Origin of the sequence: Rhizobium sp. NZLR1b (assembly GCF_019685155.1) — a bacterium.
Classification (GTDB): Bacteria; Pseudomonadota; Alphaproteobacteria; order Rhizobiales; family Rhizobiaceae; genus Rhizobium.
Genome location: NZ_JABDWC010000028.1, coordinates 61,968 through 83,964, shown reverse-complemented (window position 1 = coordinate 83,964; position 21,997 = coordinate 61,968). Strand labels below are relative to the sequence as shown.

Here is a 21,997-nt window from a genome sequence, read left to right as displayed (position 1 = left end):
CGCAAAGGAGGCTGGAGCACTCGGAGCCTATTTCACCGCCGGCTGCTCGGCTTCGATCGTCGACGCCGTCACCAGCTTTGCGCGGTGGCCGGAAACGAGCGCGCCGGCATTGCGATCCATCCGGATGAAGGGAATGGTCGCAATGACCGTCAGTCCGGCGATGATGTAGAAGGCGAGGTGGAAATCGGCGACCTGCAACGCTTCACCCCTGATATAGATCGAGCTTTCCAGGATTGCGGCTGCGACCGCAACGCCGAGCGCCAGGCTGACCTGCTGCATCACCGAGCTCATCGATGTCGCTTGGCTGGCTTCGGCATCATCGATGTCGGCAAAGGCAAGCGCATTGACGCCGGTGAACATGAAGGAGCGGGAGAAGCCGCCGAGCAGCAGCACGCCGATGATGGCCAGATGCGGCGTTGCCGGCGTGAACAGGCCGGTGACGATGGTCACGAGGGTCGTCACCATGGCGGCGCAAAGCAGTGTCGTGCGGAAGCCGGCGGCCGCGAAAACGCGCTTTGCCATGAACTTGGTGGTGATCGCCCCGATCGCTCCGGCAAAGGTGATCAGGCCGGATTGGAATGGCGTCAGCCCGAAGCCGAGCTGCAGCATCAGCGGCGTCAGGAAGGGCATGGCGCCGACGCAGATCCGAAAGAGCGTGCCGCCCAAGGTCGAGGCCCGGAAGGTCGGGTTCTTGAACAGGTTGAGGTTGAGGATCGGCGCCGGGTGGCGTTTGGCATGGCTGATATAGAGGAAGCCGCAGATAAGGCCGATCATGGTGGCGGTGACGCCGATGATCGGGGGCAGGGCCGGCAGGCTGACGACCGACAAGCCGAAGACGACGCCGGCGGCCGTAAGCGAGGTGAGCACGAAACCGGTGAAATCGAGCCTCGGCGGCGCCGTCGCCTCGACCTCCGGCAGGAAGATCGTTGCAAGCCAGATGCCGATGATGCCGACCGGCACGTTGATCAGGAAGATCCAGTGCCAGCTGAAATAGGTGGTGATGAAGCCGCCGAGCGGCGGGCCGGTGAGCGGTCCGACCAGCGCCGGGATGGTCAGCAGCGCCATGGCTGAAACCAGATCGCTGCGCTTCGTCGTGCGCACCAGCACGAGACGGCCGACCGGCGTCATCATCGCGCCGCCCATGCCCTGCAGGAAGCGGGCAAAGACGAATTCGACGAGGTTAGACGAGATGGCGCAAAAGATCGAGCCGATGACGAAGACGGAGATGGCAAGGCGGAAGATCTTCTTGGCGCCGAACCTGTCGGCCATCCAGCCGCTGACCGGGATGAACACCGCCAGCGCCACCATATAGGAGGTCAGCGCCAGCTTCAGCGTGATCGGCCCGACATTGAGATCCGCCGCGATCGCCGGCAGCGCCGTGGCAATGACGGTGGAGTCCATCTGTTCCATGAAAAGAGCGACGGCAAGGATCAGCGGGACGATGCGGTTCATAGGCGGGAGGCCTTGATGGGCTGCGGATGGGAGCTGGGAAGGCCCGTGCTGTTTAGACCCACTTCAGAGGCCTGCCAATGCTCAAATCCGGTTCGACGACATGTTTGCTTCACGTCTGCGTGAGACGGCTTGTCCGACAACATCAACTGTCAAGATTGACATGTGTGTACCCTGCCGGGGCAAGAAATCCGGCCGGAATCGACATCGGGGCCAGTGCGGTGACGCACCGCAGGTCATAAGAGGATGGACATGTGGAAATTTCGTCGGGAATAAAACGGCGCGCCCTTTTTGCCGCAGGCCTCGGCCTGTTCGCAGCGCCGGTCATTTTAAGAGAGAGAGCCGAAGCGGCCGCGACTGGAGAAAGCAGTAAGATGGATTTAACGCCGTTGCCCGAGATCAATCAATTCAAGCTCGGTTCCTATAAGTTCACCGTCGTGCGCGACGGCACCAATGTCTCGGAAAACCCGCACGAAACCTTCGGCAGCAATCAGGACCCCGAAACCGTCAAAGCATTGCTGACCGCAAACTTCCTGCCGGCCGACAAGTTCATGAACGGATATACGCCGGCTCTCATCGATACCGGTTCGGAGGTCATTCTCGTCGATACCGGCTTCGGCGCTGGCGGTCGCGCAAGGGGCGCCGGCCAGCTTACCGAAGGCCTGAAGGCCGCAGGCTATTCAGCCGACGACGTCACCTTGGTGGCGCTGACCCATCTGCACGGCGATCATATCGGCGGCCTGATGGAAAATGGCGCGGCGGCCTTTAAGAATGCCCGCTATGTCGTCGGCCAGACCGAGTATGATTTCTGGTCGGACAAATCACGCGAGGGCACGCCGGCCGAAGGCGGCCACAAGGCGGTGCTCGCCAATGTCGCGCCGCTTGCCGAAAAGACCACGTTCATCAAGGACGGCGACAGTTTCGCCCCCGGCGTAACGGCGATGCTGGCGGCCGGACACTCGCCGGGGCATATGGTGTTCCACGTCGAATCCGAGGGCAAACGCCTGGTTCTCACAGGCGATACCGCCAACCATTATATCCTGTCGCTGCTGCGGCCGGATTGGGAAGTGCGCTTCGATATGGACAAGACGCAGGCAGCCGCCACCCGCCGCAAGGTTTTCGAGATGATCGCGGCCGAAAAGATCGCCTTCCTCGGCTACCACATGCCGTTCCCCGCCGTCGGCTTCGTCGAAAGGCAGGATGGCGGTTATCGCTTCGTGCCGAAGACCTATCAGTTCGACATCTGATCTGGAGCAATTCCAGCAAAGCTGCGCCGCAGTTTTGCCAGGCAAAGCGCAAAGCGCTTTTGCCGGGAATGCATGAAAACAAAGAGATAGAGCATCTCCTTGACCTGGGGAAATCAGGAGATGCTCCAGGCGCATGGCACCCATGCCGAGCCCGGCGGACAGGCCGGGCTTTTTGCTATTTCCTTCCTGTCATAGACGTGTTACCAGCCCTCGCCAACTTCCAAGCAATCCCACGCACACCGCCGGGGCGGACGATTCGTTTCCGGGCGGGCTCGCATTTTTATTAAACGAAGGAATTTGGCCATGGCACGCATCATTGAAACGGCAACCGGCGCAGACGCGCTTACCTTCGACGACGTGCTGCTGCAGCCCGGCCACTCCGAGGTCATGCCCGGCCAGACGAACATCTCCACCCGCATCGCCCGGGATTTCGATCTCAACATCCCGATCCTTTCTTCGGCCATGGATACCGTCACCGAAAGCCGCCTGGCGATCGCCATGGCGCAGGCCGGCGGCCTCGGCGTCATCCACCGCAACCTGACGCCGATCGAGCAGGCCGAAGAGGTCCGCCAGGTCAAGAAGTTCGAAAGCGGCATGGTCGTCAATCCGGTCACCATCGGCCCGGATGCAAAGCTTGCCGAAGCGCTGGGCCTGATGAAATCGCACAGCATCTCCGGCATTCCCGTCGTCGAGAAGTCGGGCCGCCTCGTCGGCATCCTGACCAACCGCGACGTCCGCTTCGCCTCCGATCCTGAGCAGAAGATCCACGAGCTGATGACCAAGGACAGTCTGGTCACCGTCAAGGAGAGCGTCGATCAGCAGGAGGCCAAGCGCCTGCTGCATTCGCATCGCATCGAAAAGCTGCTGGTCGTCGATACCGAAGGCCGCTGCGTCGGCCTGATCACCGTCAAGGATATCGAAAAGTCACAGCTGAACCCGAATGCCTCCAAGGATGCCCAGGGCAGGCTTCGCGCCGCTGCCGCCATCAGCGTCGGCGATGACGGTTTCGAGCGCGCCGAACGGCTGATCGAGGCCGGCGTTGATCTTCTGGTCGTCGATACCGCCCACGGCCATTCGCAGCGCGTCCTCGATGCCGTCACCCGTGTCAAGAAGCTGTCCAACTCGGTGCGCATCATGGCCGGCAACGTCGCCACCTATGACGGCACCAGAGCGCTGATCGATGCCGGCGCGGATGCCGTCAAGGTCGGTATCGGCCCGGGTTCGATCTGCACGACACGGATCGTTGCCGGCGTCGGCGTTCCGCAGCTCGCGGCCATCATGTCGGCCGTTCAGGCAGCGCAGGCTCAGGACGTGCCCGTTATCGCCGATGGCGGCATCAAATTCTCCGGCGATCTTGCCAAGGCGATCGCCGCCGGCGCTTCCGCCGTCATGATCGGTTCGCTGCTGGCCGGCACCGATGAGAGCCCGGGCGAGGTCTATCTCTACCAGGGCCGTTCCTTCAAGGCCTATCGCGGCATGGGCTCCGTCGGCGCCATGGCCCGCGGCTCGGCTGACCGTTATTTCCAGGCGGAGGTGCGCGACACGCTGAAGCTCGTGCCCGAAGGTATCGAGGGCCAGGTGCCGTACAAGGGACCAGTCGCGGCCGTCGTCCACCAGCTCGCCGGCGGCCTCAAGGCGGCCATGGGTTATGTCGGCGGCAAGGACCTGAAGGATTTCCAGGAGCGGGCGACCTTCGTGCGTATCTCCGGCGCCGGTCTTCGCGAAAGCCACGCCCATGACGTGACCATCACCCGTGAGAGCCCGAACTATCCGGGCGCCGGCCTCTGATCATGAAAGCGGGCAGCGGGATTCCTCTCTGGATCGTCGCGCTGCTCGCAGCCCTCTGCCTTGCCGTGCTTGCCTGGACGACTTTCGGCTTCGTTGTGCCCTTCAAGCACGAAACCGGACAGGCGGTTCTCGATACCTATTTCGCCGGTTACGACGAGTCGGCCGTCTTTCATATGCAGAAACTGCTCGATGAGAACGAGACGGCGACCAAGCTGCTCCGGGCCATGTATTTCGGGCCGGAGCTGATCTTTCCGGCATTGCTGACAGCGCTGCTGTTCCTCGCCTTCGCCAAGCTTGGTCCCGCCGGCGCGTGGTTCGGCCGATCGCTGCATCCGCTCGCAGGCAAAGCGGTCTATCTGCTGCCGTTGATCTACGGCATCGCCGACTACGGCGAGAATATTGCGAGCCTGGCCGCCTTCGGCAACGGTGCGTCCGCAAGTCTCGCAGCCGAGCTGCTGCCATGGATGACACGGCTGAAATTCGTAAGCCTCGCCATCTGCTTCATCCTCATCGCCCGGCTTGCCATCGCCCGCTGGCTTTCGGCGCGCGAGGACTGAGCGGCTTTATCGGGCGCTGGTATCCGGCTTCCCTTTCGGCTACTGCTCGCAACGAATTCGGAAGCGAAAAGACTTAGGAACCATATGACCGGCTATCAAATCTTCTGGCCACTCCTCGCCCATGCCGCCCTGGTCTACGGTCTTTATGCGCTTCTTGGGCTGCGGCGCGCAAAAATGGTCCGCGCCGGCAATATCGATAAATCGGACTACCGCGAAAATCGTGATGAGCCGGCCGAAAGCCTCGTCGTCAAGAACTGCCTCGCCAACCAGTTCGAACTGCCGGTGCTGTTCTACGCCTGTTGTATTCTTCTCTATACCACCGAGGCCGACAATATCGTCGCCGTCGGCCTCGCTTGGACCTTCGTCGCGCTGCGTTACGCCCATGCCGCCATCCATGTCTCCAGCAACGATCTGCGCTACCGCAGCCCGATCTTTGCCGCCGGATACCTGGTGTTAGGAGCTATGTGGGTCTGGCTCGCCCTATGGATGGCCATGAGCTGAGGGCCGGCGCGGAGTGCCTCGCCAGGCGTCCGGTGGCCAGCATTGTCACTCGTCTCGGGCAGCGGCATGGATATCACTTCGCTCGAAGAATTCTGCAACTATTTCAGGTCTTTCGGTTGCTGATCAATTAGCATGATATGATCTAGGCGCCTGATTTCACACGCTTTTGCCGGTCGTTAAAATGCGAGCGTTTTCATTTACGACTGATGAAGACCTGCAATGTCATATCCGCCCGACGCGCTGGCTTGGCATGATGCCTGCCCGCGCGAACGATAAGAACGGGAACGACATGGGCGCGGAAAGCATGGATCGGATAGGCCTGCGCAGGCAGCCGAAGCAGGAGCGCAGCATCCAGAGGCTGGACCTCATTCTCGCCGCCGCCGCCAAGATCATTGCCGAAAAGGGCGTCAGCGCCATGCGGATGACGGAACTTGCCGTCGCTGCCAAGGTGCCGATCGGCTCGGTCTACCAGTATTTTCCCGAGAAGGCGGCGATCGTCAAAGCCTTGTTCGACCAGCACGCCTCGGCAATCCAGGCGAAGACGGCGGCGATGTTTGCCGACGTGCGGTCGCTCGACCAGGCGCTCGACCTCGTCTGCGACATCATCGACTGGTACTACGATTCCTACCACAATGATCCCGTCTATCTCGGCGTCTGGATGGGAACGGAGACCGACCAGGATCTGCTTCAGCTGAATATCGAGCATAGCGCCCGCGTCGCCGGTATCTTTCATCAGGCCGTGCGCAGGCTGGCGCCCAGCCTTTGCGACGAGCAGATATATGCGCGCACTTACCTGTTCAGCCACCTGATCGGCGCCGTCATCCGGCTTGCCGCCGTCAGCGAGGAGACTTTGGCGCGGCGCATGCTCGACGAGTGGAAACGCGTCATCCGCGCCTCCCTTTTCGCCACGACCCTGCCGAACGCCGCCTAAAAACTTACCAGCTCGGTACCATATTGGCGGCCTTCAGCCGCGGATAAAGGCGTGCCTGGGCGGATTTGACGTCCGCATCGAGGTTGTCGTCGACGACAGCAGGCGTGATGTTGTCGAGGCAGGCGGTGATATGCGCCGTGATCGCGTTCATCAGCGAGAGCGAAACGCCCGGCCGTTTCATAATGCCGATCTGCACCGGCGGCAGCGCCGGAAAGCCGTCCGCCTGGCTCAGCACTTTCATGCCGGTTCGCAGCGCCGATTCCGGCATCACCGAAACCGCCATGCCGGCAAGTACGGCGGCGGCAACGACGGTGCAGGACCAGCTGGTGAACAGGATCTGGTGTTCGCGTCCGACAGCATCGAGCGCCGAACAGGCAAGCTGGCGCCACTGACAATCACGCCGGCCGACGGCAAGCGGCACTGGCGCGTCGTCGCGGATCGGATGGTTTGCCGAACCAACCCAGCAAAGCGGCTCGGTTCTCACCACATCGGACATGCGCTCGCGCGGATTATGGGTGACGAGCGCGATGTCGAGCTCGCCCTTGTGCATGCGCTCGGCCAGATCCACCGAGGGCTCGCAGACGATGTAGAGTTCGACATTCGGATGCGTCTTGGCGAAGCGGCCGATGATCTCGGGCATGTAGCGGTCGGCATAATCGTCCGGCGTGCCGATACGCAGCGTCCCTTCCAGCCTGTTATCGTCGAACGCCGCGATCGCCTCATTGTTGAGGCGGATGATGCGACGTGCATAGTTGAGCAGTTTTTCACCCTCGACCGTCAGTCGGTTGCCGCGGCCGTCCTTGATGAACAGCTGCTTGCCGATGCGCTCTTCGAGACGGCGCATCTGCATGGAGACGGCCGATTGGGTCTTGTAGACCCTGTCGGCGGCCTTGGTGAAGCTGCCGGAATCGACGATGGCGATGAAAGTCTGCAACTGGTCGAGATCAAGAGGCGCGGCCATGGTGTCACCCATAAAGATAGCTGATGATAATCATTAGAAACATTCGTTGGACTGATCAATAGCTCTTTGGCATCTTCGGGATGCAAATCAAGCAAAGTGAAGGACAGACACCCTGCCTGTCCAAGCAGAATTCAGCCTTATCCCTTTCCGCACGACCTCGCGGAAGGGGTTGGGTTGTTGCGTGCCCGAGAAAGGAGAGTTCGATGCACACGACAGACCGAACACTAGAACTCGACTGCAGCAAGCTTACCCCGACGCTTTCCCAGCGCCTGGCGGCAGGCCTCGCTCCGCTGGTCTCCCTCTTTCGCGGGTTCCGCAATCGCATGGAGATCAACGCGCTGCATGATCTGAACGACACGCAGCTTAGGGATATCGGCCTTAGCAGGGCCGACCTGACCTCTGCGTTCCTGGCCTCGACGTTCTTCGAGGACCCCTCGGAACATCTGACGCGCTCAGCGCGCAATCGCTGGCGCCTGTCGCTCTTCCGCTCCTACGAGGAGTAGGAGCGTCGAGTTTCCCCGCAGGGTGATAGCCAATAGCCCTGCTGCTTGACCCGGTGATCGGCTTTCCCAAGCCATCGCCGGGTTTTTTTATGCCTTGGTTTCAGGCGCCTTCGGCCGATAGGTCTCGAAAATCGCTTCCAGGTTCCTCTGGTAAGTCTTCTGTACTTCCAACCCGCTGTCGAACATCGCGTTCAGCATCTCGGTATAGCTGTCGGCAACCTTCGCCTCTTCCGTCGGCGCCTCCGGCGTCTTCGTCGTCGGCTGTTTGGCCGCCGGTGGCTGGCCAAGCCCGCCCATCATCTCCTGAAAGGCCTTGGCAAAGGGATTGTCGAGGAAGGGGTTCGGCTGAGACGCCGGTTCCGCCCTCGGTACCGAAAACATCTGCTGCATCGCCTGGGTGAAGGGATTGTCGAAGATGCTGGCCTCTGGGGCCATCTTCGGTTTCGGCGCAAAGCCGGTACTCTCAAGCCATTTCTGGATGGTCTCGCCCATCGCCGTGTTGACGAAGGGGTTGACCGGTGAGGCCATCTGGCCGGTCGTCTGCTTGAAGAGCCCGCCCATCAGCGTATCGGCGAGCACCGGCAGCATCCGCTGGTAGATGTCCTGGCCGATGCCGGTCATCTGTGCGGCCTGCGCGGCCACTGCGCGCGAAACCTCCTTCGAGCCGAAAAGCTGGGCAAGGATGTTGTTGCCGTCGGAAATGCCCTCCGGCGTGAAGGCCCGGCTCATATCCTCGAAATATCGTGCATAATTGCCGGACGAGACAGCCTGCATCAGCCCGACGAAATCATAAGGGTTGCTGGTGCTGCGTTTCAGGCCGGCGGAAAAGGCAGGCATCAACGCCGCCATCGCCTTGGTCGCCTGTTCCTGGGCGAGGTTGAACTGCCGGGCGACTGCCTCCATCGCCGCGCCGTTCTGCGCCTGCATCATCATGTCGAAGAGTGGCAGCATGGAAGTCCCTTTCCCGGTTCGCGGCGTATTGTAACGTCACTATAACCGGAAATGGCAGAGCGCAAACCGCTTTTTGCCATAAGAACTTAGAGCATGTCGCGCAAAAGTGTGCAGCGGTTTTGCGATAACGACATGCGTAAAAACAAAGGGCTAAAGCGCTAGGAGCGAATCTGAAAGATCGCGAGGCGCTTTAGAGAGAAATTTTGGCCAGGCTCAGTACTGATAGTCCTCGAAGACAGGTTCCACGGAGCCGTGCCAGCGGCCGTGGTAGAGCGACAGCAGATCTTCGGCGAGCGTCGCCTTCTTGGCGAGCACCTCGTCGAGCGGCGCCAGGAAGATGCTCTCGTCCTGGCCTTCGCCGTTGAGCTTGCCGCGGGCCTTGAGGCCAGCCTTCGATATGCCGACCACTTCGCGCGCCATGTCGAACAGCGAATGTCCGCGGAATTGCGCTTTCAACCCTTGCGCCGGAACAGCATTGCGCAGGGCGCCGACCTCGGCAAAGCTCCAATCCTTCGTCAACGCGTCGGCGGCCTCGAGTGCGGCATCGTCATAGAGCAGGCCGACCCAGAAGGCCGGCAGTGCGCAGATGCGCCGCCACGGGCCGCCGTCGGCGCCGCGCATTTCGAGGAAACGCTTCAGCCGCACGTCGGGGAAGAGTGTCGAGAGATGGTTCGTCCAGTCGCCCATCGTCGGCGCCGGATCGGCGATCTCACCCTTCAACGCGCCATTCATGAACTGACGGAAAGTGACGTGGGTGCAGTCGTGATAGCGGCCGTCGCGGACGATGAAATACATCGGCGCGTCGAGCGCCCATTCGGCATAGTCGCGGAAGCCGAAGTCGTCGCGGAAAGTGAAATCGAGCAGGCCGGCCCGCCGGTTGTCGACATCGCGCCAGATATCGCCCCGCCAAGAGAGCAGCCCGTTCGGCTTGCCCTCGGTAAAGGGTGAGGATGCGAAGAGGGCGGTCGCCAGCGATTGCAGCTTCATCGAGACGCGCATCTTTTTGCGCATGTCGGCTTCCGAGGAGAAATCGAGATTCACCTGGATGGTGCAGGTGCGGTACATCATGTCGAGACCCATGGTGCCGACCTTCGGCATATAGCGGGTCATGATCTCGTAGCGTGATTTCGGCATCTGCGGGGTTTCCGCATAGGTCCATTTCGGACTGCCGCCGATGCCGAGGAAGCGGATGCCCATCGGCTCGGCGATTTCGCGCAGCGTCGCCAGGTGTTGGTTCGATTCCTTGCAGGTCTCATGGATCGTCTCCAGCGGTGCTCCGGAGAGTTCGAACTGACCGCCGGGCTCGATCGAGATGGCGCCCATGCCGCTCTGCTCGGCAAGGCCGATGATGTTGCCGCCGTCCGTGATCGGCTCCCAGCCGTTTTTCTTCTGCAGGCCGGTCAGCAGGGCCGAAATGCTGGCATCGCCGAAATAGGGAACCGGGCTGTTGTCGGCGCGGAAGAAGGCGAATTTCTCATGTTCGGTGCCGATCCGGAAACGCTCCCGCGGCTTGTTGCCCGCGGCAATATAATCGGTCAGATCCTGGACCGAAGAGAGCGGTGTCTGGTCGGTGGTGTCGCGGGCCATGCGGGATACCTGCATTGAAAAAGGCGCCCAGGGGGCCGGGCAATTGGAAGGGTGATTTGGACCCAAGCCACCCATGTTGCAAGTGAAATTCTTTCAACGACGCATCAAAAAAATAGCAGCAATTTCCGTGTCCACCCGTTTTCGGCGTCAGGTCCAGTCGCCGATCGCCGCCTGGACCAGCGCCAAGGCTGCAACGGCTGCCGTATCGGCTCGCAGGATGCGCGGTCCGAGCGGAATTGCGGTGACGAAATCGAGGCTTCGAAGCCGCGTCCGTTCTTCTTCGGAAAAGCCGCCTTCCGGCCCGACCAACAGAGCGAGATGCCTTTCCTTGATCGCTGAAAGCACCGGCAGCGGATTTTGCCCGGCATCGCCCTCGTCGCAATAGATGATGCGGCGCTCCCTCGGCCAGCGGTCAAGCAGGTCGAGAAGTCTCACGGGCTCGGCGACATCGGGAATGCCGAGAACGCCGCATTGCTCCGCCGCTTCGACGACATTGGCGCGCAGCTTGTCGAGATTGGTGATCTTACCCTGGACGTGCTGGGTCATGACCGGCTGCAGCAGCCCGGCGCCCATTTCCACCGCCTTCTGCACGAGATAATCCAGGCGGCCGACCTTGAGCGGCGCAAAGAGATAATGCAGGTCGCACGGCTGCGGCTGCGGCCGCGTCTCTTCGATTGCTCTCAGCAGGATGCGTTTGCGCGTGGGGAAGGAGAGGGTCGCCTTCCACTCGCCGTCGCGGCCGTTGAAGAGCAGGATCTCCCCACTTTCCTCCATCCTCAGCACATTGGCGAGATAGTTGAACTGGTCGGCATTCGCCTCGAGGGCGGCGCCGCTGGAAAGCGGCGCGTCGACGAAAAGCCGTTGCATGCGGAAATTGGCGCGCATTTAAAAACTCGCGGGTTTTAGAGCATGATGCCGAAAAGTGTGTGCGATTTTCTTATGGCATCATGCTCTAACTCTTTAATTTAGAACAGGATTCAGATTTTAGGCCGAGCGGGCCTAAAATCATCCTGTTCTAGACGAAGAGCGCGAACATAACCCAATATATCATTGCCGCAAGCGCTGCCGAAACCGGCACGGTGACGATCCAGGCAGCGATGATCGTCATGAAATGCGAGCGACGCACGAGATAGCGCCGGCGTGTCTCGTGGATATTCGGCTCCTCCGGCTCGTCGATATCGAAGCTTTCGGCCTTGCGCCTGATATAGGCGATGCGGCGCTTCGAATGGCGCGTGTACCATTCGCGGAAGAAGCCGACGCCGAAGACGGCGCCGACGGCGATATGTGTGGTGCTGACCGGCAGGCCGAGCCAGGAGGCGACGATGACGGTGAAGGCGGTCGACAGCGCGACGCAATAGGCCCGCATCGGATTGAGCTTGGTGATCTCCTCGCCGACCAGGCGGATGAGGCGCGGCCCGAACAGCAGCAGGCCGACGGAGATGCCGAAGGCGCCGATCAGCATCACCCAGAGCGGTGGATGGCCGATGCCGTCACCGCCGCCGATACCGACAGAGTGGACGATCGCCGAAAGCGGCCCGACCGCGTTCGAAACGTCGTTGGCGCCATGCGCAAAGGAAAGCAGCGCCGCAGAGCCGATCAGCGGCAGCCGGAACAGCACCCGCAGCGAGCTGTTGCGGTTTTCGAGATTGCGCGCCTGGGCGAGCACAAGCGGCCGGGCGGCAAGCCAGCTGACCAGCCCGATGCCGATGCCGATGAGGATGATGGTAAAAGACGGAAATTTGCCGGTAGGCGACAGTTGCAGCACCATATAGGCCATGAAGCCGCCGGCCATCACTGCGACCAGCACCGGCACCCAGCGCTGGGCGGCCGCGACCTTGTCGTCGCGATAGATAATCAAGGTCTTGACGAGGTAGAGCAGCCCGGCCGCGATCAGTCCGCCGATCAGCGGCGAGGTGATCCAGCTCGAGGTGATCTCCAGCATCACCCGCCAATTTACCGGTTCCGGCCCGACGGCCGCGATACCGGCGCCGATCACCGCGCCGACGATCGCATGGGTGGTCGAAACCGGCGCGTTCAACCAGGTTGCGAGATTGATCCAGAGGGCTGCCGCCGTCAGTGCCGCCATCATGATCCAGCCGAGCATCGCCGGCGGCACCTGGACCGTGTCGACGATGTTCGAGGAAATCGTCTTGACGACATCGCCGCCGGCGATCGTGGCGCCGAGAACTTCGAAAATAGCAGCGATGACCAGCGCCTGGCCCATCGTCATCGCGCGCGCCCCGACGGCAGCGCCGACATTGTTGGTCACGTCATTGGCGCCGATGTTCATCGCCATGTAGCCGGCAAGGGCTGCCGCCGCCACGACGAGCACCGCTCCTGGCTGGTCGAACACATAGACGCCGGCAAACAGCATGGCCAGACCGACGAAGATCAGCCCGAGACCAGGCGCCACCAGCCGCCGCAAGACATGCTTCGTTGCGTCCTCGGCATGGGTGATCTTGGCGAGGTCTTTGTCGAGCGTGCGTTTCGTCAGGACTGTGGGACGTGGCGGCATTCGTTTTCCGAGGTATGAAATCTGCTTCTACGTTGCTTTTCTAGCACCGCAAGATGGCAGGATTCATTCCGCGGAAATTGGTTTGGCCGCCGAAATTGGTTTGGCCGTCGAAATCTGTTTGGCCGCAGGAGCCTGTTTGGCCCGTCGGGTCGTAAATCTTTCCGATACCGTCTGCTTGAAGGCAAGCAAGAGGGTGCGAAGCTCTGGTTCGCGCACGCGCCCGGCCGCTTCATCGAACGAGACCCATTCGATGCGGCGTTCGCCCTTTTCCTTGAAGTTCTTCGCCATGTCGGTGACTTCGAGCGCATAGACCTGCACCTTGCAGGCCACCTGCACGCCGTCGCGCAGGACTTTCGAATAGCTGTAAGCGCCAAGCGTTTCCGTCTCGACCGCGCCGCGGACACCGGCTTCCTCAAATGCTTCCTGTGCGGCGACCTCATGGGCGCATTTGCCTGTCATCGGCCAGCCCTTGGGAATGACCCAGCGGCCGGTATCGCGGCTTGTCATCAAAAGGACCTCGGCATCACCGCTCTTCTTCTTCACCCGATAGCAGATCGCACCATATTGCTGTCGCGGCGGACGCCGGAACATCAGCTGCACATCGGATGCCAATCGGGCGAGAAGAGTCAATTGTCGGGTCACCTTCGCAGTGGTTGTTAGGAATCACTCATATACGTGTATCACGAAAAGCTTACACAATCCAAAAGCCGCAAACGCTCCGAACGCGATTCGACCCCCGATCATAGAGGAAATCAGGCTGGGCCAGACTTAAAAATCCGTCACGTCCTGTTTCGAATGCGCCACATTGCACAGCTGTACAATATGGCGTGGTCTTGCCTTTCGTTCAATCGCAAGATCAAGTGATCCACCATCATTTTTGAATGTCGTCATCATGCGCCTTCCACCGCTCAATGCCGTCCGCGCCTTCGAGGCAGTCTGCCGTCACGGCAGCATTCTCAAGGCTGCCGAAGAGCTGAATGTGGTGCGCGGCGCTGTGCGCCAGCAGATTGCCACACTGGAGGGCCACTTCGGCCGCAAGCTCTTTCTGCGCGATGGCCGCAGGCTGGTCCCCACCGCGGAGGCCAGCGCTTTCGCCGAGGCGTCGGGCGCGGCTTTCGACATTCTGCAGCGCGCTGCTTGCGAGCTTGAAGGCGCGGTGCCGGGCTGCATCCGGCTCGGCGTGCCCTCCGCTTTCGCGGTCTGGTGGCTGATGCCGCGTGTCGCGGATATGCAGACGAGTCTCGGCGATGTGGTGGTCGACATCGTACCGAAGACGGTGGTCGAACCGTTGCAGATGCACCCGGAATTGGACGCCGTGATCATGGGCGGCGAATACCGGCCGTCCGCGGGGATTAGCGCCGTGCGGTTCATGGAGGACGAGTTCGGCCCGGTCGCCACGCCGGCGCTTGCCGCGACACTGTCGCCCGACCCGGCGGCAATGGGCCGGCTCACCATGCTTGCCAGCCGCAGCGTTCCCAAGCTCTGGGACGAGTGGTTTGTCGAAAGCGGCACGCCGCCGGTTGCCTTTTCCCGCCGCCAGGAATTCGAGGATCTGCTGCTGGCGCTCGGTGCCGCCCGCTCGGGGCTCGGCATCGCCCTTGCGCCGCGCGCCTCGATCGAGGACGATCTTCTGCGCGGTCAACTGGTGGCACCCTACGGCTTCGTCTCCCGTCCGTCCGGCTACAGCCTCTGCTGCCGCACGCCGGATGCCAAGCGACCGGGTTTTGCGGCCCTGTCCGGCTGGCTGCACCGTTGCGGGAAAGCGAGCTGAAAGGGCAGATTTTCTGCTCCTTCGCCAGAATAACCTCCATAGTCGCCGCCCTGCCGCTCCGCTAAAAAATATGGGAGCATCGGCAACAGGGATGAAATGATGGAAAAGACTGCGACACGCATCGACTGGATCGGCAGCAGCTGTCGGCTGTTGAAGGCGACCGCGGCCGAATTCGAGCGGACGCGTCCCTTCGCTGGCCTGTCGATCGGCACCGGCATTCATCTGGAACCGAAGACGGTGGCGCTGCTGATGACGCTTCGCGCCGGCGGCGCGCATCTTGTCTGCACCGGCAATCTCAACAGCACCCAGCCTTCGACGGTCGAGTTCCTGCGGTCCCAGGGCATCACCGTTTTCGCCACGCAGACGACCGATCCCGCCGCCCATCATGGCAGCCTCGAAGCAGTAATTGCTGAAAAGCCGGATCTGCTGCTCGACAATGGCGGCGATCTCTTCGCCATGGCGGCGGAGAGGCCCTACGCCAATCTCCGTGGCGGCACCGAGGAGACCACCTCGGGGCGCACGCGGCTGCTGCCGTTGCGCGAACGCCTGAACATGCCGATCCTCGTCATCAACGACAGCCCGATCAAGCAGTTCGCCGAAAACCGGCATGCCGTCGGCCAGAGCCTGTTCGAAAGCTATTTGCGCTTCACCAACCGCTCGACCAACGGCAAACGTGTGACGGTCTTCGGCTACGGCGCCTGCGGCAAGGGCACGGCCGCCTGTTTCCGCAACGCCTTTTCCACCGTCAGCGTCGTCGATATCGATCCGGTGACGACGCTCGAAGCCCATCTCGACGGTTTCGTCACGCCGCTGCGTGACGATGCGATTCGCTCGGCCGACATAATCGTCACCGTCACCGGCTTTGCCGGCATCGTCACGGCGGCCGACTTGCTCCTCATCAAGCACGGCGCGATCCTGATGAATGGCGGCCATTTCCCGCATGAGATCGATGTCGAGGCTTTCCGTCGCCATTCGGATGTCGTCGGCATCGATTGTTACGAGGCCGACCATATCGAGACCTTCCATCTGATCGACGGTCGTTCCTTCCATGTGCTGGGCGGCGGCCACATGGCCAATCTCGCCGGTCCGCGGCCGCTCGGCAATACCGTCGAATCGATGGATCTCGGCTTCACCCTTCAGGCCCGCTGCCTGGAACGCATCGCCAAGGGCGAGGCCGCTCCCCAATCCTGCATCGTGCCGGTCCCCGGCGATATCGACGCGATGGTGGCCAACGCTTATCTGGATTTGGCGCGCTAGATGTGAGCATTCAGCGAAGAGATCAGTCGATCTCGACGACGAGCTTCCCGTCCGCCTGCCGGTTTTCGATCAGCCGATGTGCCTCGTCGGTATCGCCCAGTGTGAAGCGGTGCGGGTCGAGCCTTGGCACCACCTTGCCGGCTTCGACCAGCTTCGTCATTTCACGCATGATCTCGCCGTGATGGGGGCGTCCTTCGCCGGTCAGAAGCGGCAGCAGCGTGAAGACGCCGGAATAGGTCGCCGCCTTGAAGGAGAGCGGCGCCAGCGCGTGATTTCCCCAGCCAAGGCAGCTCACGACATGACCGAACCGGTTAACCGCCTGGAACGCCGTATCGAGCCCCTGGCCGCCGACCGTATCGTAGACCAGATCGAAACCCTCGCCGCCGGTATGTCTAGCGACATAGGTTTCCACCGCTTCCGCGGCACGATCGATCGGCGTTGCATCGAGACCGGCGAGATAGTCCATTTTCGAAGCGCCGTCGATGACATAGACCTGCGCCCCGACGGCCTTGGCGATCTGGGCGACGATATGGCCGACACCGCCGCCGCCCAACACCAGCACCTTGTGATCGGCTCTCACTCCGGCGCGGTCGACGAGTCCTTCCCAGGCGGTAATTGCGACCAGCGGCAATGCTGCGGCCTCGCGCATCGAAACGTTCTGCGGCTTTGGCGCCAACAGTGCGGCGTCGACGGCTGCGAATTCGGCAAGCGATCCCTGAACGCCGCCGACCCCGCCGGTCATGCCATAGACCGCGTCGCCGCGACGGAAACCGCCGACGCCGGGTCCGATCTCTTCGACGATACCTGCCATATCGATGCCAAGAATGGCCGGAAGCGGGTGGCGCGCATGGGCCGCATTGCCGGCTCGGATCTTGAGGTCGAGCGGATTGACGCCGCTCGCCGTGATGCGCACCAGGACCTGGCCTTCGACGGGCACCGGCTTCGGAACATCGGCGATCCGCAATGGCGAATTCGGCGATTCCGCCAGCAGCACTTTCATCGTTGATTGTATCGACATGCAACTCTCCTTCGTTCGCAGTGTGGCGCCTACGGTCGCAACGGGTCTTCTGGAAGAAAGATCGCTCATTGAAACGCGAATGAAAATAAAAGACAACGACTGAAGCTCATGCATTTTTGTTTGATGGATACGAGTGATGGAATGGAGCGACCTGAAGCTGTTTCTGGCGATCGCACGGTTCGGCACGCTGGGGGCAGCAGCCCGCAGCCTCGGGCTGACGCAGCCGACGATGGGCCGGCGGTTGCGTGCCCTTGAAGCCTCTCTTGGCCAGACGTTATTTCAGCGCACCACGGAGGGCTTTGTGTTGACCGAGGAAGGCGCGGTCGTGCTCGCCGGTGCCGAACGCATCGAGGAGGAGGCGCTTGCTGTGGAGCGCGTCCTTACCGGCGGCAGCCGCCAGCTCGGTGGTTTTCTCAGGCTATCCTCATCCGACTGGTTCGGCGTGCATATGCTTTCGCCGGTGCTGGCGGAATTCTCCCAAGTCCATCCCAAGGTGGTGGTTGAATTATTGACCGACAGCCGGCTTCTCAGCCTGCCGCGACGCGAAGCCGACCTCGTTTTCCGCATTCAGCCCTTTACGGAAGCGGAGATCATATCGCGCAAGCTCATCCATATCGAATACGGCCTTTACATCCGTCGCGGCGCGCCGCACCCGAAAGCATTCGATGGCGCCGGCGCCCGCCTCGTCACCATGGACGAGGCTTTCGGCGACATGCCGGATGTCGGCTGGCTGCAGCGCCTCTTGCCGCGGGCTGAAATCGTCTTGCGCAGCAACAGCCGCGATGTGCAGGCGGCGCTCTGTGCCAATGGAGCAGGGCTCGCGGTCCTGCCGCGGCCGCTCGGTGATTCCATTGCTGCCATCGAACTGGTCGGTCTCGGCGAGGCACCGCCCGGCCGCGACACCTGGGTCGGCTATCACCGCGACATGAAACGCCTGGCGCGGCTGCGCGCCCTGCTGGATCTTGTCATCGAGAGATTGGCGGGCTGAACCGACGCTGGAAAATGATCCCGAAAATGTGAGCGATTTTCGGAGCGACATCACGCTCCAATTTCCAGTTGGGTCTGCAGTCATATCTCCCAATAGGGGACGGGGCCGTAAAGCTCCGCGAGATAATCGATGAACAGCCGCACCTTGGCCGGCAGGAACTGCCGGCTGGGATAGACGGCCGAAAGTGCTACATTGTGCGAGCCTTCATAGGCCGGCAGCACCTGCACCAGCTGGCCGGCTTTGAGCTCTTCGCCGATATCCCAGGTGGAGCGCAGGGCGATCCCGAGGCCTGAGATGACCGCCTCGCGGATCACCTCGCTGGAATTGGTGATCAACATGCCTTCCGGCTTCAGGCTGAGCATCCCGCCCGGCCCGTTCAGCCGCCAGGTGTCGTTATTATGCGCCGGCAGGCAGCGGTGGTGTTTCAACTCGTCGATATGCCTGGGTTCGCCATGTGCCGTCAGATAATCCGGCGAGGCGCAGAGCAGCCGGCGCACTGGCGCCAGCCGGCGAGCGACGAGGCTCGAATCGGTGAGTTCCGCGATGCGGATCGCCAGATCGAAACCACCGCCGACGATGTCGCTGAATTCGTCCGTCAGCACCAGGTTGATCGTAAGCTCCGGATGCGCCTGCATAAACGTCTTCAGATGCGGCGCGATGTGCATGCGTCCGAAAGAGGTCGGCGCCGAGATCTTCAGCGTGCCGTGCATCTGCGCCGAGCGGCCGGAAATGTAGAATTCCGCCTCCTCCAACCCGGCGAGAATGCCAAGAACGCGGTCGTAGAAACCCTGTCCGGCCTCCGTCAGCGAGATTTGCCGCGTCGTGCGCTGCAAAAGCCGGGTGCCGAGCCGATCCTCCAGCCGCTTGATCCGTTTGGAGACGACGGCGGGAGAAAAGCCGAGCGCGCGCCCGGCGAGCGACATGCTGCCTGTCGAAACGACCTTGGCAAAGATTTCGAGATCACCCAGATTGGTCATAAGGTTTTGTGACTTTTTCCCTTTTTGTCATAAGTGCTTAGCATTTGCGCCAATTTCGGGAAAGTGTTAAGCCGGGTCTATCGGCGGCAGGGAGGTTCGCGGCCGGTTTCCGCTGCCATTTCCTGTTGTCATTTTCCCGATGAAAGAGAATCAGGGAGAACGCCATGTCCGACGCCATATCGTTTCTCGAGCCGCGCGCCGATGTGCTGGCGCGCCGAGCCCAGATCGTCGCCGATCTGACCGAACTTCTGCCACCGGAATGCCTGGTCCATGAGGCGCGTGAACTGGTGCCGTTCGAGACCGACGCATTCGTTTCCTACCGTCGTCTGCCGCTCGCCGTCGCCCTGCCGCGCACCACGGCCGAGGTTTCGGCCATCATGCGTTATTGCCACCGTTACGGCATTCCGGTCGTGCCGCGCGGCGCCGGCACCTCGCTTTCCGGTGGCGCCATTCCGCAAGAGGACGCCGTCGTGCTCGGCCTGTCGAAGATGAACCGCATCCTCGAAATCGACTTGCCGAACCGCGGCGCCGTGGTGCAGGCTGGCGTCACCAACCTCAATATCTCGGAATCCGTCTTCGCTGACGGCTTTTTCTACGCCCCCGATCCGAGTTCGCAGCTCGCCTGTACCATCGGCGGCAATATCGGCATGAATTCCGGCGGCGCCCACTGCCTGAAATATGGCGTCACCACCAACAATCTGCTCGGCGTCAGGATGGTGCTGGTCGACGGCACGGTAATCGAACTCGGCGGCAAGGCGCTGGATGCGGCGGGTTATGACCTGCTCGGCCTCGTCTGCGGCCATGAAGGCCAGCTCGGCATCGTCACCGAGGCGACGGTACGGCTGATCGCCAAGCCGGAGGGTGCCCGCCCTGTGCTCTTCGGCTTCGAGACTTCGGAAGAGGCCGGCGCCTGCGTTGCCGATGTCATCGCCGCCGGCATCGTTCCGGTCGCGATCGAATTCATGGACAAACCGGCCATCGAGATCTGCGAAGCTTTTGCCCATGCCGGTTATCCCCTCGATGTCGGCGCGCTGCTGATCGTCGAGGTCGAAGGGTCGGAAGCGGAAATGGACGCCACGCTGAAGGACATCGTCGAGATCGCCCGCCGCCACGGCGTCAAGACCGTGCGCGAATGCCAGTCGGCGACCGAAGCGGCGCTGATCTGGAAGGGCCGCAAATCCGCCTTCGGCGCCACCGGCCGCATCGCCGACTATATCTGCATGGACGGCACGGTGCCGCTCAGCCAGCTTTCGCACGTGCTGAAGAGGACCGCCGAGATCATCGATCATTACGGCCTGCGGGTCGCCAACGTCTTCCATGCCGGCGACGGCAACATGCATCCGCTGATCCTCTTTAACGCCAACGATCCGGAGGATGCCGCCCGTGCCGAGGCGGCCGGCAACGATATCCTCAGGCTCTGCGTCGATGCCGGCGGCTGCCTCACCGGCGAACATGGCGTCGGCATCGAGAAACGCGACCTGATGCGACATCAATATTCCGAGGCCGATCTCGCCCAGCAGATGGCGGCGCGCGCCGCCTTCGATCCCGGGTGGCTCCTCAACCCGTCGAAGGTCTTCCCGCTCGAAGGGCGTCCCCCCGCATGATCGATCTGATGCCGACGAGCGAGGAAGAGGCGGCGGCGATCGTCCGCGCCCATGTCGAGGCCGGCCGGCCGCTTGCAATCTGCGGCGGCGATACCCGCTCGGGCTTCGGCAATGCCGTCATCGCCGAAGACCGGCTGCGCTCGACCGGGCTTGCCGGCATCGTCGCCTACAAACCCGGCGAAATGGTCATGACCGTGCGATCGGGTACGCCGCTTGCAGAGGTCGAGGCGGCACTTTCCGACAGCGGCCAGATGCTCGCCTTCGAGCCGATGGACCATCGCCCTGTCATGGGAACCTCGGGTGAGCCGACGATCGGCGGTGTCTTTGCCGCCAATGTCTCCGGCCCGCGTCGGCTGATCGCGGGAGCCGCCCGCGACAGCCTGCTCGGTGTACGCTTCGTCAACGGCCGCGGTGAGATCATCAAGGCCGGCGGCCGGGTGATGAAGAATGTCACCGGCCTCGACCTGGTCAAGCTGATCGCCGGCTCGCACGGCACGCTGGGCTTCCTCACCGAAGTCACCTTCCGTGTGCCGCCGCGTCCGAAGACCGAGCGTACGGTGGTTCTATCCGGTCTCAACGACGCCGAGGCGGCAAACGCCATGGCGGCGACGATGGCGCTGCCGGTCGAAGTCTCGGGTGCCGCCCACCTGCCACTGACGGTGACGTGGAAATTCCTCGCCGGCAAATTGCCGGAGGGCGAGGCGACGGTTCTGCGCATTGAAGGCTTGGCGAGCTCGGTCGACGCGCGCATCGAAAAGCTTGCGGCGGCAATGTCGGCCTTTGCGACGGTGACGCGGCTGGATGAGCCGGAAAGCCGCAAGCTCTGGCAGGAAATCCGTGACGTGCTGCCCTATGCCGATACGACTTTGCGGCCGGTCTGGCGCGTCTCGGTCGCCCCCGGCACCGGCCATCAACTGGTCGCAGCGCTGCGCCTGGAAGCCGGCGTCGACGCCTTCTACGATTGGCAGGGCGGACTCGTCTGGATGCGCATGGAGGCCGGCCCCGAAGCCGACCTGGTCCGCCGCTATATCAAGGCGCTTGGCGGCGGCCATGCGACGCTGATCCGCGCATCAGGCGAAGCAAGGGCGGTCACCGCCGCCTTCCAACCCGAGCCCGAGGCGGTGGCGACGCTGTCGCGGCGGGTGAAGGAGAAGTTCGATCCGGCGGGGATTTTTAATCCGGGGAAGATGGGGTGAGAAGATGAGTCTGTGCGCGGAGTACCCCCCTCTGTCCTGCCGGACATCTCCCCCACAAGGGGGGAGATCGGATGGGGTTGACGGCTTCCCCAAACAATTTAGGCCCGAACAACTCCGGAACTGCGACGCCAACACGACAGAGCGGGACCGATCGTCCAACCTCTTGCCAATCTCCCTCCTTGTGGGGGAGATGTCC

Annotated in this window: 20 protein-coding genes; 11 read left to right on the top strand and 9 right to left on the bottom strand. The window is 62.1% G+C overall.

What is annotated here, in order from left to right; translation table 11 throughout:
- Positions 1-27 precede the first annotated feature (27 nt).
- A complete protein-coding gene (locus HJB84_RS28755) occupies positions 28-1,452 on the bottom strand; it encodes a DHA2 family efflux MFS transporter permease subunit (protein WP_221117585.1) in 1,425 nt (474 codons plus the stop codon).
- Positions 1,453-1,703: 251 nt separating this feature from the next.
- Between HJB84_RS28755 and HJB84_RS28750 the strand changes: the two genes are divergently transcribed.
- The 5 genes from HJB84_RS28750 to HJB84_RS28730 all read left to right on the top strand — a co-directional run bounded on the left by HJB84_RS28750 (position 1,704) and on the right by HJB84_RS28730 (position 6,473).
- The gene (locus HJB84_RS28750) at positions 1,704-2,696 is read left to right on the top strand and encodes an MBL fold metallo-hydrolase (RefSeq protein ID WP_207583061.1); all 993 of its coding nucleotides are present in this window, start codon (positions 1,704-1,706) and stop codon (positions 2,694-2,696) included.
- Between the two features lie 303 nt (positions 2,697-2,999).
- Positions 3,000-4,484: an IMP dehydrogenase gene (guaB, locus tag HJB84_RS28745; protein WP_221117584.1), complete on the top strand. Its 1,485-nt coding sequence runs from the start codon at positions 3,000-3,002 to the stop codon at positions 4,482-4,484.
- Positions 4,485-4,486: 2 nt separating this feature from the next.
- Positions 4,487-5,041 carry a hypothetical protein gene (locus HJB84_RS28740; protein ID WP_207583063.1) on the top strand — a complete coding sequence of 185 codons (555 nt, stop codon included), beginning with the start codon at positions 4,487-4,489 and terminating at the stop codon, positions 5,039-5,041.
- A gap of 84 nt (positions 5,042-5,125) precedes the next feature.
- Positions 5,126-5,542: an MAPEG family protein gene (locus HJB84_RS28735; protein ID WP_221117583.1), complete on the top strand. Its 417-nt coding sequence runs from the start codon at positions 5,126-5,128 to the stop codon at positions 5,540-5,542.
- Between the two features lie 289 nt (positions 5,543-5,831).
- Complete coding sequence (locus tag HJB84_RS28730; protein ID WP_207583065.1) at positions 5,832-6,473, top strand: TetR family transcriptional regulator; 642 nt, start codon at positions 5,832-5,834, stop codon at positions 6,471-6,473.
- Positions 6,474-6,477: 4 nt separating this feature from the next.
- Here HJB84_RS28730 and HJB84_RS28725 read toward each other — a convergent pair whose 3' ends face one another.
- On the bottom strand, positions 6,478-7,434 hold the full coding sequence (locus HJB84_RS28725; RefSeq protein WP_164010060.1) for a LysR substrate-binding domain-containing protein: 957 nt from the start codon (positions 7,432-7,434) through the stop codon (positions 6,478-6,480).
- Positions 7,435-7,637: 203 nt separating this feature from the next.
- Here HJB84_RS28725 and HJB84_RS28720 point away from each other — a divergent pair, with 203 nt between their 5' ends.
- Positions 7,638-7,937 (top strand): DUF1127 domain-containing protein, encoded by a 300-nt coding sequence (locus tag HJB84_RS28720; RefSeq protein ID WP_207583066.1) that lies wholly within the window; start codon positions 7,638-7,640, stop codon positions 7,935-7,937.
- 87 nt (positions 7,938-8,024) lie between these two features.
- On the opposite strand, the gene HJB84_RS28715 is transcribed toward HJB84_RS28720, so the two are convergent.
- The 5 genes from HJB84_RS28715 to HJB84_RS28695 all read right to left on the bottom strand — a co-directional run bounded on the left by HJB84_RS28715 (position 8,025) and on the right by HJB84_RS28695 (position 13,620).
- Positions 8,025-8,888, bottom strand: a complete 864-nt coding sequence (locus HJB84_RS28715) for a DUF937 domain-containing protein (RefSeq protein ID WP_221117582.1) — start codon at positions 8,886-8,888, stop codon at positions 8,025-8,027.
- A gap of 213 nt (positions 8,889-9,101) precedes the next feature.
- Positions 9,102-10,475 (bottom strand): glutamate--cysteine ligase, encoded by a 1,374-nt coding sequence (locus tag HJB84_RS28710; protein WP_221117581.1) that lies wholly within the window; start codon positions 10,473-10,475, stop codon positions 9,102-9,104.
- A 147-nt stretch (positions 10,476-10,622) separates the two neighbouring features.
- A complete protein-coding gene (locus tag HJB84_RS28705; RefSeq protein ID WP_221117580.1) occupies positions 10,623-11,360 on the bottom strand; it encodes a 16S rRNA (uracil(1498)-N(3))-methyltransferase in 738 nt (245 codons plus the stop codon).
- A gap of 130 nt (positions 11,361-11,490) precedes the next feature.
- Positions 11,491-12,990: an inorganic phosphate transporter gene (locus HJB84_RS28700; protein WP_221117579.1), complete on the bottom strand. Its 1,500-nt coding sequence runs from the start codon at positions 12,988-12,990 to the stop codon at positions 11,491-11,493.
- 63 nt (positions 12,991-13,053) lie between these two features.
- Positions 13,054-13,620: an NUDIX hydrolase gene (locus HJB84_RS28695; protein WP_221117578.1), complete on the bottom strand. Its 567-nt coding sequence runs from the start codon at positions 13,618-13,620 to the stop codon at positions 13,054-13,056.
- 262 nt (positions 13,621-13,882) lie between these two features.
- On the opposite strand from HJB84_RS28695, the gene HJB84_RS28690 reads away from it, so the two are divergent.
- Complete coding sequence (locus HJB84_RS28690; RefSeq protein WP_221117577.1) at positions 13,883-14,761, top strand: LysR substrate-binding domain-containing protein; 879 nt, start codon at positions 13,883-13,885, stop codon at positions 14,759-14,761.
- Positions 14,762-14,860: 99 nt separating this feature from the next.
- Positions 14,861-16,018: an adenosylhomocysteinase gene (locus HJB84_RS28685; protein ID WP_207583072.1), complete on the top strand. Its 1,158-nt coding sequence runs from the start codon at positions 14,861-14,863 to the stop codon at positions 16,016-16,018.
- Positions 16,019-16,040: 22 nt separating this feature from the next.
- Here HJB84_RS28685 and HJB84_RS28680 read toward each other — a convergent pair whose 3' ends face one another.
- Positions 16,041-17,036: a zinc-dependent alcohol dehydrogenase family protein gene (locus tag HJB84_RS28680; protein WP_207583073.1), complete on the bottom strand. Its 996-nt coding sequence runs from the start codon at positions 17,034-17,036 to the stop codon at positions 16,041-16,043.
- Positions 17,037-17,172: 136 nt separating this feature from the next.
- Between HJB84_RS28680 and HJB84_RS28675 the strand changes: the two genes are divergently transcribed.
- Positions 17,173-18,024: a LysR family transcriptional regulator gene (locus tag HJB84_RS28675; RefSeq protein ID WP_207583074.1), complete on the top strand. Its 852-nt coding sequence runs from the start codon at positions 17,173-17,175 to the stop codon at positions 18,022-18,024.
- A gap of 80 nt (positions 18,025-18,104) precedes the next feature.
- Here HJB84_RS28675 and HJB84_RS28670 read toward each other — a convergent pair whose 3' ends face one another.
- Positions 18,105-19,001: a LysR family transcriptional regulator gene (locus HJB84_RS28670; RefSeq protein WP_207583075.1), complete on the bottom strand. Its 897-nt coding sequence runs from the start codon at positions 18,999-19,001 to the stop codon at positions 18,105-18,107.
- Between the two features lie 164 nt (positions 19,002-19,165).
- Here HJB84_RS28670 and HJB84_RS28665 point away from each other — a divergent pair, with 164 nt between their 5' ends.
- Together HJB84_RS28665 and glcE are read left to right on the top strand one after the other, a co-directional pair.
- Complete coding sequence (locus HJB84_RS28665) at positions 19,166-20,605, top strand: FAD-linked oxidase C-terminal domain-containing protein (RefSeq protein WP_207583076.1); 1,440 nt, start codon at positions 19,166-19,168, stop codon at positions 20,603-20,605.
- A complete protein-coding gene (glcE, locus tag HJB84_RS28660) occupies positions 20,602-21,801 on the top strand; it encodes a glycolate oxidase subunit GlcE (protein WP_221117576.1) in 1,200 nt (399 codons plus the stop codon). The genes HJB84_RS28665 and glcE overlap by 4 nt, the downstream gene beginning before the upstream one ends.
- Positions 21,802-21,997: the final 196 nt, after the last annotated feature.